The 9,735-nt window shown below is 61.8% G+C and carries 13 protein-coding genes and 2 pseudogenes; 11 read left to right on the top strand and 4 right to left on the bottom strand.

Going from position 1 to position 9,735, the window contains the following annotated elements:
• Nucleotides 1-80: 80 nt before the first annotated feature.
• Both AC0L3L_RS31605 and AC0L3L_RS31600 read right to left on the bottom strand, forming a co-directional pair.
• Nucleotides 81-311, bottom strand: a pseudogene (locus tag AC0L3L_RS31605) (alpha/beta hydrolase); the annotation flags it as partial.
• 183 nt (nt 312-494) lie between these two features.
• Nucleotides 495-893 (bottom strand): hypothetical protein, encoded by a 399-nt coding sequence (locus tag AC0L3L_RS31600; RefSeq protein ID WP_473641078.1) that lies wholly within the window; start codon nt 891-893, stop codon nt 495-497.
• Nucleotides 894-989: 96 nt separating this feature from the next.
• Between AC0L3L_RS31600 and AC0L3L_RS31595 the strand changes: the two are divergent.
• The 4 genes and pseudogenes from AC0L3L_RS31595 to ndk form a co-directional block, all read left to right on the top strand.
• Nucleotides 990-1,112 (top strand): annotated as a pseudogene (locus tag AC0L3L_RS31595) (glutathione S-transferase family protein); the annotation flags it as partial.
• 142 nt (nt 1,113-1,254) lie between these two features.
• Complete coding sequence (bluB, locus tag AC0L3L_RS31590) at nt 1,255-1,890, top strand: 5,6-dimethylbenzimidazole synthase (RefSeq protein ID WP_473486730.1); 636 nt, start codon at nt 1,255-1,257, stop codon at nt 1,888-1,890.
• 158 nt (nt 1,891-2,048) lie between these two features.
• Nucleotides 2,049-2,345, top strand: coding sequence for a DUF1905 domain-containing protein (locus tag AC0L3L_RS31585; protein WP_473486729.1), 297 nt, complete (start codon nt 2,049-2,051; stop codon nt 2,343-2,345).
• 139 nt (nt 2,346-2,484) lie between these two features.
• Nucleotides 2,485-2,907, top strand: coding sequence for a nucleoside-diphosphate kinase (gene ndk, locus AC0L3L_RS31580; RefSeq protein WP_473486728.1), 423 nt, complete (start codon nt 2,485-2,487; stop codon nt 2,905-2,907).
• A gap of 113 nt (nt 2,908-3,020) precedes the next feature.
• On the opposite strand, the gene AC0L3L_RS31575 is transcribed toward ndk, so the two are convergent.
• Both AC0L3L_RS31575 and AC0L3L_RS31570 read right to left on the bottom strand, forming a co-directional pair.
• Nucleotides 3,021-3,290, bottom strand: a complete 270-nt coding sequence (locus AC0L3L_RS31575; RefSeq protein ID WP_473641076.1) for a hypothetical protein — start codon at nt 3,288-3,290, stop codon at nt 3,021-3,023.
• Nucleotides 3,291-3,540: 250 nt separating this feature from the next.
• Complete coding sequence (locus AC0L3L_RS31570; RefSeq protein WP_473641074.1) at nt 3,541-4,305, bottom strand: YbaY family lipoprotein; 765 nt, start codon at nt 4,303-4,305, stop codon at nt 3,541-3,543.
• A 283-nt stretch (nt 4,306-4,588) separates the two neighbouring features.
• Here AC0L3L_RS31570 and AC0L3L_RS31565 point away from each other — a divergent pair, with 283 nt between their 5' ends.
• The 7 genes from AC0L3L_RS31565 (at nt 4,589) to AC0L3L_RS31535 (ending at nt 9,593) form a co-directional block, all read left to right on the top strand.
• Nucleotides 4,589-4,912, top strand: a complete 324-nt coding sequence (locus tag AC0L3L_RS31565; RefSeq protein WP_473486726.1) for a BufA1 family periplasmic bufferin-type metallophore — start codon at nt 4,589-4,591, stop codon at nt 4,910-4,912.
• Nucleotides 4,913-4,944: 32 nt separating this feature from the next.
• Nucleotides 4,945-5,868 carry an MNIO family bufferin maturase gene (gene bufB / locus AC0L3L_RS31560; protein WP_473641072.1) on the top strand — a complete coding sequence of 308 codons (924 nt, stop codon included), beginning with the start codon at nt 4,945-4,947 and terminating at the stop codon, nt 5,866-5,868.
• Nucleotides 5,855-6,655, top strand: coding sequence for an HvfC/BufC N-terminal domain-containing protein (locus AC0L3L_RS31555; protein ID WP_473641070.1), 801 nt, complete (start codon nt 5,855-5,857; stop codon nt 6,653-6,655). The genes bufB and AC0L3L_RS31555 overlap by 14 nt, the downstream gene beginning before the upstream one ends.
• 2 nt (nt 6,656-6,657) lie before the next feature.
• Nucleotides 6,658-7,155, top strand: a complete 498-nt coding sequence (locus AC0L3L_RS31550) for a DoxX family protein (protein ID WP_473641067.1) — start codon at nt 6,658-6,660, stop codon at nt 7,153-7,155.
• A gap of 110 nt (nt 7,156-7,265) precedes the next feature.
• On the top strand, nt 7,266-7,589 hold the full coding sequence (locus AC0L3L_RS31545; protein WP_473641116.1) for an ArsR/SmtB family transcription factor: 324 nt from the start codon (nt 7,266-7,268) through the stop codon (nt 7,587-7,589).
• Nucleotides 7,582-8,043 carry an SRPBCC family protein gene (locus AC0L3L_RS31540; protein ID WP_287183492.1) on the top strand — a complete coding sequence of 154 codons (462 nt, stop codon included), beginning with the start codon at nt 7,582-7,584 and terminating at the stop codon, nt 8,041-8,043. The genes AC0L3L_RS31545 and AC0L3L_RS31540 overlap by 8 nt, the downstream gene beginning before the upstream one ends.
• 284 nt (nt 8,044-8,327) lie before the next feature.
• Nucleotides 8,328-9,593, top strand: coding sequence for an epoxide hydrolase family protein (locus AC0L3L_RS31535; RefSeq protein WP_473641065.1), 1,266 nt, complete (start codon nt 8,328-8,330; stop codon nt 9,591-9,593).
• Nucleotides 9,594-9,735: the final 142 nt, after the last annotated feature.

Below are 9,735 nucleotides of genomic sequence, written 5' to 3'. Positions count from 1 at the left end.
GTAAGGAGTAAGGAGTAAGGAGTAAGGAGTAAGGAGTAAGGAGTAAGGAGTAAGGAGTAAGGAGTAAGGAGTAAGGAAGTGCCGCAGTAGTTCTCAAAGGAGAAGGCCGTCAGGATGACGATCGTCGTCATCCACGGTGCATCATTCTTTCGGGGAAAGTTCAGGGCGCCGTGCAATGCCACAAAGATATCGATCGGCGCACTTGCCGTGGCAGCTGCCTTCACTGAAATGCCCGCTCTCTCGAGTTTTTCCAGGAAAGCCATCGTCACGAAGCCGCCCTGAGACCACCCGGCTAGGAAAAGTCCGGCGCTCCCGATCTTCAGGGTCCGGAGTGCGGCTGCGGAAGTCAAAATCCTCTGACGGATTGCAAACTTGAAATCGGAATGGCCAAGGCCATTCGATTCGCGTCGGGCGTCCAACACTCTGGTCCGCCAGCTTTCCGCCTTCCCTGAAACCGCGCTTGGGGGTATGGGACGCTTTCCACGATTTCGTAGCTAGAAATGCAGATAGATGCTCACTCCTGAGCCATTGTAGTAGTGCGGGTAGTAACCACGGTGGCCGTAATAGGGGCTAAAGCCGTAGTAGGGGCTAAAGCCGTAGTAGGGGCTAAAGCCGTAGTAGGGGCGATAAAAGGGTCTGTAGTAGGGCCTATAATAGCGGCGCGGGTAACACCCATAGTAGCCACACCCCCGCAATGCGTATCGTCGGTTCCAGTGACGACCACCCCGCCAGTGACCATAGTTGTGTCGCCAGTGTCTACGGTGCCTAACCTGTTCGACGGCGCTGTTCTGCACCTGCTCAGATTTCGGAATAGAGAGAGGCGCGGCATTCAAAGGCAAGGCAAAAGCCGTACCGAAAACTGCGGCCACAAGGACAGACAAGAGCTTTTTCATGGCCCTCCTCCTTCGCTGGGCCAATGTTACGCCATGGAACCTGAACCGCCGATGAACGCGGGCGCGCCTGATCCGACTGTGAACCAAAATAGCCCGGCCAGCATCGCCTCACCCTACCGGTTGCTCGACAACAGCGATGTGGTGGCCCAGTGGTTCGAGCGCTGCCTCGACCTGCATGGCGGCCTCGGCCGCAAGGTGGCGGCGGCTGCCGCCGCATAGGGGGGTAAGGCAGTAAGGCAGTAAGGGAGTAGGGAAGTCGCGGCGGCGCGCATACCTAGTGCCTTATTGCCCTACTGCCCTACTGCCCTACTGTCGTACTCCCCTACTCCCCTACTCCCTTTAGCAACGGCAGCACGACACCATGACGTCAGGCCCGGAATTCCCAGACGATTTTCGCGCCGAGCTGGGCAACCTCTTCCTGTGGCGGCGGGACGTCAGGCGATTCAAGCCGACGCCGCTCCCCGAAGGCGCGCTGGAGCGGCTGCTTGACGTCGCCAGCATTGCGCCCTCGGTCGGGCTGAGCCAGCCCTGGCGTTTCGTCATGGTCGAGAGTGCAGAGTGCCGCGCCGCCATCAGGGCCTGCTTTGAGCGCTGCAATGCGGAGGCGCTCGCATCGTTCTCGGGTGAGCGCGCCGCGCTCTATGCGCGCCTGAAGCTCGCCGGCTTGAATGAAGCGCCCTGCCAATTCGCGGTTTTCGCCGACCGCGCGACACAACAGGGGCATGGGCTCGGCCGCCTGACCATGCCCGCGACCATCGAATATTCGGCGGTGATGGCGATCCACACCTTTTGGCTGGCGGCGCGCGCGGAAGGAATTGGCATGGGTTGGGTCTCGATCCTCGATCCGGCCGAAATGGCGACGATCCTGGACGCGCCGCCGGAGTGGACGCTGATCGGTTACTTCTGCGTCGGCTACCCGAGCGAGAACCACAGCGTGCCGGAACTGGAACGGGAGGGCTGGGAAGTCCGGCGCGCTTCGATGGTGATAAGGCGGTAGCGCAACGGCGACGCTGCCATCCTCTCTTGCAGGGGAAGAATGGCTCCTCCATGCAGGGAAGAATGATATCATGGATGTTTTCGCCAATCGCCGGCGTTGCCAACAAGGCACTATGGCGAAGCCACCGGTGACAGCCTTGATCTGAGGAAGGGCACAAAATGTTTCGCTACGACGTGCAGGCCGAGATCTGGGTCTATCCAGGCAAGGGCGGCTGGCATTTCGTGACGCTGCCGCCGGAGCTTGGGGCACGGATCAAGACGGCGACGGCGGGCATGGCACGGCCCTGGGGTTCGCTTGGCGTGGAAGCCGTCATCGGCCAGACCAGATGGCGGACATCGCTGTTTCCCGACAAGAAATCCGGCAGCCTGCTGTTGCCGATCAAGACGGCGGTGCGGGTCCGCGAAGGCCTTCGGGCTGGCGACACGGCCAAGCTGACGATCGAGATGCAGTTATGAAAACATTGGTTCGGGCTGACGGCGATGCGCTATGCGGCGCAGAAATGCGCGCCGCGCCGGCCTCCCCTTGGCAAGCCGGCGGGCGGCTTGTATAGAGCCCGCCACCCCGAATTCCACTCTCCATCACAAGGACGACCCCATGGCGCTCGAACGCACCTTTTCCATGATCAAGCCAGATGCAACCCGGCGCAATCTCACCGGCGCCATCACCCAGATTCTCGAAGAAGCCGGCCTGCGCGTCATCGCCTCGCGCCGGGTGTGGATGAGCCGCCGCGAGGCGGAAGGTTTTTACGCCGTCCACAGAGATCGTCCGTTCTTCGGCGAGTTGGTCGAGTCCATGTCGTCGGGTCCAACGGTCGTGCAGGTGCTGGAAGGCGAGAACGCCATTGCCAAAAACCGCGACGTGATGGGCGCCACCAACCCGGCCAACGCCGCCGAAGGCACCATCCGCAAGGTACACGCGCTGTCGATCGGCGAGAATTCCGTGCACGGCTCCGACGCGCCGGAGACCGCCGCGCAGGAGATCAAATACTGGTTCTCGGACACCGAGATCGTCGGCTGAGCCGACGGCCCTGATCACCGCTTCATGACTCAAAGGCCGGCGTTTCGCCGGCCTTTTTTCGTCCACGGCCATCCAAGGGCCGATTGGCGCCCGGCCCTCGCGTCGGGTTCTGATCACTTCGGCTCGCGAGCCTTTACGTTCGCATGGTCGTTAGCTGCTTCCGTGTCCGTGGCCGGGGTCTGTGTATCGTGACCGGTGAACGGGCTGCCCTGCCCGGGCGCAAGATCGCCGTTGTGGCCAGCCTTGTTGGTCTGGAAGGGTTGGCTATCCGGACTGAGACCATGCTGAAGGGCATCGAACAGATGGTCGTCTGCCTTGGCAACGCCAGCAAAGGCAAGGAGCGATGCGCATGTGGCAGCAAGGATAAGTGCGTGCGTTTTCATCTCTGGACTCCTTTGAGTGGCCAGAACGAGCCGCAGCCATTCTGGCGGCTTCAACGAAGGGATATCTCGAAATATCCCTTTTGCCTCACCCGCCGTCTATGAGGAGGATAACGTTCCTCCCGCCCGATTTATTCCGGCTGAAAAGCGTCCGATTTTGGGATCATGCGCAAAGGTGTCTTTGAGATTCAGGTACCGGAAGCGCAGCTGACCGCCGTTTGCAGGCCGGCATCTCCTGAATATCGAATACACCCTAGCTCGCAGCGTTGAAGCGCAGGATGACGCGGCCGTCTTTGTCGGCGATAACTAGCTTGCCGGCGTCGACATGGTAAGACGCTGCCTTGGCCAGCGCCTCGAACAGCGCCTTTTCCTCGGCCATGATCTCGGACGCGCAGGCCTTGAAGGTCGAACCGATGTCATTGATGGCGATCGTCGAACCATCGACTTTGGCGGTGGCGAAGTAGACGTTGCAAGGGCCGCTGCCGCCGGCCTTGCCGCCCTCGTCGATCCTGAACGTCGCCTGCGGCTCGGCGATCATACCAATGCCGTCGATATACTCGATCAGCCAGCTCTGCCCGAACACCGGGGCCGCCGCCGGCTGCTCGCTCGACGTCACCATCTTCAGCATGACGGTCTGCGACGCGTCGCTCAGCGGATCGACCTGGTGGCGCTCATCGGAGATGAACAACAGCCTGTCGTCGACGGTGATGCGCGCCTGCAGCACATAGGTCATATCAGGCCGGATCACCTGGGGATCAAAGCTGATCTCGAACTTGATCGGCACCTGGCCGGCCGGCGCCACCTTGCGCTCGCCGATGACAGCGGCCGGTGCATCGGCCAGCGAGACATTGGCAAGCTGCACGGAAAGCACGGCATTGGGCGGCAGCGCAATGCGCTCGCGATACGTCACCTCGCCCTTCAGGATTTTCTCGGCAGCGACTGACAACTCAGGCACCACCAGTATACCGACCAGCGGCACGACACCGAAGATGAAGAACTCGGCGATCCTGCTCAGCATGATCCTGCTCCCATAGCGCAGCAAACTGGTCGCAAAGGTCTCGCAGGATTGCGGTGGTTCCGTGGCGCCTCACACGGGCTGTTCACACGGCGGTGCCTTCCGGCGGCTCGTTGCCCTGTGGTCAGCCCCCTTAGCGTGACAGGCGAAATATTGCTCACGCCAGGTCCCCAGGCGATCACGAAGTCGTGTTCCCAAAAGATGTAACACAGGGAACCTCCGGACCGAACTGACCAATGCGCGCTTGAGGAACCGCGCGCGCAACAACCCAATCGGAGGTGAAATCATGTCAACAAGATCAACCGTGAGCGCGGCCTTTCTGGCCGGCGCCGTTGCCACGGCTCTTGCTTCTTTTGCGACGGCCGCGCCGCTGTCCGAGGCACAGGTCAAGGCGGCGATGGATGCCGGCAAGGAGAAGTGCTTTGGTGTCGCCCTGAAGGGGCAGAACGACTGCAAGGCAGGACCCGGCACTACCTGCCAAGGCACCTCGACTGTCGATTATCAGGGCAACGCCTGGAAATTTGTCGACGGCGGCACCTGCACGACGATGGACCTGCCCGGCGACCGCAAGGGCTCGCCCACAGAGCTGACCCGCGACATCCCGTCGTAAGCAATGCAACTGCCCGGAAAGCGGAGATGTAGATGAACGGAATGGTCACTCACCCAACATCCCGCGTGTCGAAAACCTCGCGCTTTCCGGCGCACCCAATCGCTGGCCCTGCCGGCACCAGTTTCAAGCACGAGCATCTACCCGCGATCCTCGGCGACGACCCAAAGGACGGCTTCTTCGAGGTCCACGCCGAAAACTACATGGGCGCCGGCGGCCCGCCGCACGATGCGCTGACCAAGATCCGCCGCGACTATCCCGTTTCGCTGCACGGGGTATGCATGTCGATCGGCGGACCGCGGCCGCTCGACAAAGCGCATCTCGGTCGTTTCAAGGCGCTCGTCGACCGCTATGAACCGGCGCTCGTTTCCGAGCATCTCGCCTGGTCGACCCACGACACAACCTATTACAACGACCTGCTTCCCCTACCCTATACGCATGCAACGGTTTCGCGAGTGGCGGATCATATCGATGAGGTGCAGGGGACGATCGGCCGCCCGATACTGCTCGAGAACCCCTCGACCTACGTCCTTTTCCCGGAATCGACGATGAGCGAGACGGATTTCATCCGAGAGCTGGTGCGGCGTACCGGTTGCGGCTTGCTGCTCGACGTCAACAACGTCTTTGTTTCAGCCACCAACCACGGCTTTTCAGCCCTTTCCTATCTCGCGGATTTCCCGCTTCAGCATGTCGGCGAAATCCATCTGGCCGGCCACGCCGAGCAGGAGGATGACGAGGGCGATCTGCTGCTCATCGACAGCCATGACGGCCCGGTCGCCGACGCGGTCTGGAAGCTTTTCGATGTCGTCATCGGCCGATGCGGGCCGCTGCCGACGCTGATCGAATGGGATAGCGACATTCCCGATTGGCCGGTGCTCAAGGCGGAGGCCGCCGCCGCCCAGGCGATCCTCGACCGTCATGCCGACAGCTTGTTCGGAAAAGCCCATGCCGAAGGATGAGCTCCAGTCGCGCGATCTCGGCCGCCGGTTCGACTATGCCGCGGCATTCACCGCCGGTTTGCTCGATCCTGACCGAGCCCCGCCTGAGGTTGTCTCGGGGCCGAACGGCAAGGCTGCGATCAAGCGATATGCCGTCTACCGCAACAACGTCACGGTCAGCCTGATCGATGCGCTGGCCGCCAGCTTTCCAGCGACGCTGCGCATCACTGGCCCGGACTTCTTTCGCGCGATGGCGCGCTTTCATGTCCGCGAAACGCCACCCACCTCGCCGCTCCTGTTCGAATACGGCCGCGACTTTCCCGATTTTATCGAACATTACGAATACGCGCAGTCGATGCCGTGGCTGGCCGACGTGGCGCGCATGGAGCGTGCCTGGCTCGACGCCTATCATGCCGCAGACGCGGAACCGTTGGCGTCCCGAGCACTGGCGGCGATCCCGCCCGAACGGCTGGCCGATACCGTGTTCGTGCCGCACCCGGCAACGCGCGCCATACGCTCGCGCTATCCGGTCGTGACGATCTTTGCGGCAAACCGGAGCGACGGTCCTGTCGGGCGGATTGAGGCGGGCGACCCTGAAGATGCGCTGGTCACGCGGCCCGGCCTCGAAGTCTTCGTTCACCACCTGCCGCCCGGCGGTGCTGTTTTCCTGGACCGTCTCATGACGGGCGAGCCGCTCGGCGCGGCGGCGGCGGCAGCATTTGCGGAGCGGGCCGAATTCGACCTTGCCGTGAACATTGCCGGCCTGCTGCAAGCAGGCGCCTTCACGGCGGCACACCAGGGAGGATGACCATGACGAACCATGGGCAGAACGCCAGCACCAAGCCGCGAGGGATTGCCGCCCTCGTCGAGAGGGTGAATGCCGCCCTGCGCACGGGTGCCACACCATCGCTGACGCAGCTTGTCCTGCGTTGCGCGCTCGCCGTCCCGTTCTGGCGGTCCGGCATCAACAAATGGGACGGTTTTCTGCAGTTGAACGAGGTCGCCGTGCTGCTTTTCAGCTCGGAGCTCAAGCTGCATCTGCCCGGCGGCCCTTACAATTTTCCCGCACCTGGGCTGGTGGCGTTCATCTCAGGATCGGCGGAAATCCTGCTGCCAATTCTCCTTGTTCTCGGCCTGGCGACACGACTGGCGGCATTCGGGCTGCTCGTGATGACGCTGGTCATACAGCTCACCGTGCCGGACGGCTGGCCGCTGCACATCACCTGGGCGGCGATGGCGCTCGGCATCATGGCGTGGGGACCCGGCCGGATTGCGCTCGATCACTGGATCGGCACTGACAAAGGCTGAGCTAATCCACCTCCTCCGCGTCCGCATTGGCTGGAGTGGTGATGGGCTCCCTGTCGCCTTCTTATGAATTCGCCCTTGACATGCAACCGATTAGTTGCCTATATAGTGCCATGAGCATGGATGCCGTTTTCAAGGCGCTGGCCGATCCGACACGCCGGCAGCTGCTGGACAATCTCCACGCACGAAACGGGCAGACGCTAAACGCGCTTTGCAAAGAGATGGGCATGACACGGCAGGGAGTAAGCAAGCATTTGGCGATTCTGGAAGAAGCGAACCTCGTCGTGACGCGCCGCAGGGGCCGTGAGAAGGAGCACTACCTCAATCCAGCCCCTATCGCCGAAATAGCTGACCGTTGGATCGGCAAATTCGAGCAGGGGCGCCTGCGGGCGCTCGCCGATTTGAAGAAACGGCTGGAAGGAACGAGCGATGAGTAAGGCTAGCTTCGTCTACGTGACCTACATCCGCACAACGCCCGAGAAACTGTGGCAGGCGCTGACCGAGCCCGAATTCAATCGGCAATACTGGTCAGGCGCCCACCAGGAGACGGATTGGAAGAAGGGTTCGCCCTGGAAGCTGGTCTTTGCCGACGGGCGAGTCGCTGACAGCGGCGAGATCATCGATATCGATCCGCCTCGGCGTCTTGTCATTAAATGGCGAAACGAGTTCTTCCCGGACATCAAGGCCGACGGCTTCACCCGCTGCACCTTCGAGATCGAACAGGTCGACGACGTGACGAAGCTCACCATCACGCACGAGGCAGAGGTCGATGGTCCGCACAAGCTGATCGACGGCGTGTCGAAGGGCTGGCCGCTGGTGATGTCGAGCCTTAAGAGCTTGCTCGAAACCGGCAAGGGGCTGCCGCGGACAAACGAATCGCCGAGGGACTGACGGCCGGCTTGAGGCCTATCTGAACCCTGGCAGCACGTCACGACGCGGACGATCAGTGGGCCGTACGGCGCGGGCGGATCAATCGGTGGCGCCGTCGCCAGGCATTTGCGCGGGAAGGCACAAAGGTCGTCTTGAGCGTTCGCACCCTCGCGCCGTCTCCCGCGTCGCAGAGGACATCACCTCCGGCGGCGTGCCCGAGGCAGCGGCGCTGGAACGAACGCCTCAGAACGCATCCGAGTTGGAACGCTTGAGGCCCGACCCACACCGGCTGAGAGGAGTTCATGATGAGCAAATTTGGAACAAAGCCGCTTGGTTATGGAGCATCTACCAGTGCATTATCGCGTCGTTTGTTTCTGCAAGCGGCCGGTTCGACAGCTATCACAGCGACTGCCCTTGCGCGTGCGGGAAGCGTGTTCGCGCAACCCGCCATCTCGCCCTTCGCCTATCGCGCGCCACAAGCTGCGCTCGATGATCTGAAGCAACGTTTGACGCGAGCGCGCTGGCCGGAACGCGAGACGGTCACCGATTGGTCGCAGGGCGTGCCGCTCGACAAGCTTCGCGCCCTCGTGGAATATTGGCAGAAGGGCTACGACTGGCGGCGGTGCGAGAATACGCTCAACGGCTTTGCGCAATATCAAACCCGGATCGACGGGCTCAGCATTCACTTCCTGCACGTGCGCTCAAGCCATCCGAAAGCCCTGCCGGTCATCATCACACATGGCTGGCCAGGATCAGTCATCGAATTCCTCAAGGTCATTGAACCTTTGACGAACCCAACCGCGCATGGCGGCAGAGCCGAGGACGCATTCCATGTCATTGCCCCCTCCCTGCCGGGCTTCGGATTCTCCGACAAGCCCTCCGAGCGCGGTTGGAATGCAGACCGCATCGCCAGGGCCTGGGCAGAATTGATGCGCCGGCTCGGCTATGACCGGTATGTCGCCCAGGGAGGCGATTGGGGCGCACTCGTTACGACCAGGCTGGCGCAGCAGCGGCCGTCCGGCCTTGCAGCCATCCATCTCAACTTTCCGCAGGTGATTCCGGATCCGGTCCCTGCGCCACAATCACCAGACGAGCAGCGGGCCGTCGATGCACTGGCGCGATTTCAAACCGAAGACTTCGGCTATTACCAGCTGCAAATGACGCGCCCCCAGACGGTCGGCTATGCGCTCGCAGACTCACCCGTTGGACTGGCTGCCTGGATCTACGAGAAATTTCGCTTCTGGAGCGACAATGACGGTGATCCGGAGCAGGCGCTTACGCGCGACGAGATGCTTGACGACATCACGCTCTACTGGCTGACCAACACAGCGGCGTCTTCCGCGCGGATGTATTTCGAGAACGGCTTTACGCCGGCCTCCCGCGTTGAGCTTCCGGTCGGCTGCAGCATCTTTCCGGGAGAAATCTTTCGCGCTCCGCGCAGCTGGGCCGATCGCGTTTATCCGAATCTCATCCACTGGAACGAACTCGACCGCGGCGGGCATTTCGCGGCGTTTGAAGAGCCGGATCTGTTTACGAAGGAGCTGCGCGGCTGTTTCCGACACCTGCGCTGATCCCGACGACGATGAGGCTGGATCGACGGCGTAGATGGGCTCTGCAGCCTCGGCTGCTACGTGGTTAGTCGTCCGTGAAGAAAGCGATTTTCGCGTCAACCTTGAAAGTGATCTGCGTTGGAGCGCTTTGTCCCAACTGAGG

This window comes from Mesorhizobium sp. WSM4849, from assembly GCF_055811385.1.
Note: the sequence above shows the minus strand (reverse complement) of the source record. Positions and strands in the feature narration are given on the sequence as shown.

Coding starts and splice junctions, on each gene's coding strand:
- AC0L3L_RS31600 (WP_473641078.1), bottom strand. CDS start 893: ATGAAAAAGCTCTTGTCTGTCCTTGTGGCCGCAGTTTTCGGTACGGCT.
- bluB (WP_473486730.1), top strand. CDS start 1,255: ATGACGTCAGGCCCGGAATTCCCAGACGATTTTCGCGCCGAGCTGGGC.
- AC0L3L_RS31585 (WP_473486729.1), top strand. CDS start 2,049: ATGTTTCGCTACGACGTGCAGGCCGAGATCTGGGTCTATCCAGGCAAG.
- ndk (WP_473486728.1), top strand. CDS start 2,485: ATGGCGCTCGAACGCACCTTTTCCATGATCAAGCCAGATGCAACCCGG.
- AC0L3L_RS31575 (WP_473641076.1), bottom strand. CDS start 3,290: ATGAAAACGCACGCACTTATCCTTGCTGCCACATGCGCATCGCTCCTT.
- AC0L3L_RS31570 (WP_473641074.1), bottom strand. CDS start 4,305: ATGCTGAGCAGGATCGCCGAGTTCTTCATCTTCGGTGTCGTGCCGCTG.
- AC0L3L_RS31565 (WP_473486726.1), top strand. CDS start 4,589: ATGTCAACAAGATCAACCGTGAGCGCGGCCTTTCTGGCCGGCGCCGTT.
- bufB (WP_473641072.1), top strand. CDS start 4,945: ATGAACGGAATGGTCACTCACCCAACATCCCGCGTGTCGAAAACCTCG.
- AC0L3L_RS31555 (WP_473641070.1), top strand. CDS start 5,855: ATGCCGAAGGATGAGCTCCAGTCGCGCGATCTCGGCCGCCGGTTCGAC.
- AC0L3L_RS31550 (WP_473641067.1), top strand. CDS start 6,658: ATGACGAACCATGGGCAGAACGCCAGCACCAAGCCGCGAGGGATTGCC.
- AC0L3L_RS31545 (WP_473641116.1), top strand. CDS start 7,266: ATGAGCATGGATGCCGTTTTCAAGGCGCTGGCCGATCCGACACGCCGG.
- AC0L3L_RS31540 (WP_287183492.1), top strand. CDS start 7,582: ATGAGTAAGGCTAGCTTCGTCTACGTGACCTACATCCGCACAACGCCC.
- AC0L3L_RS31535 (WP_473641065.1), top strand. CDS start 8,328: ATGAGCAAATTTGGAACAAAGCCGCTTGGTTATGGAGCATCTACCAGT.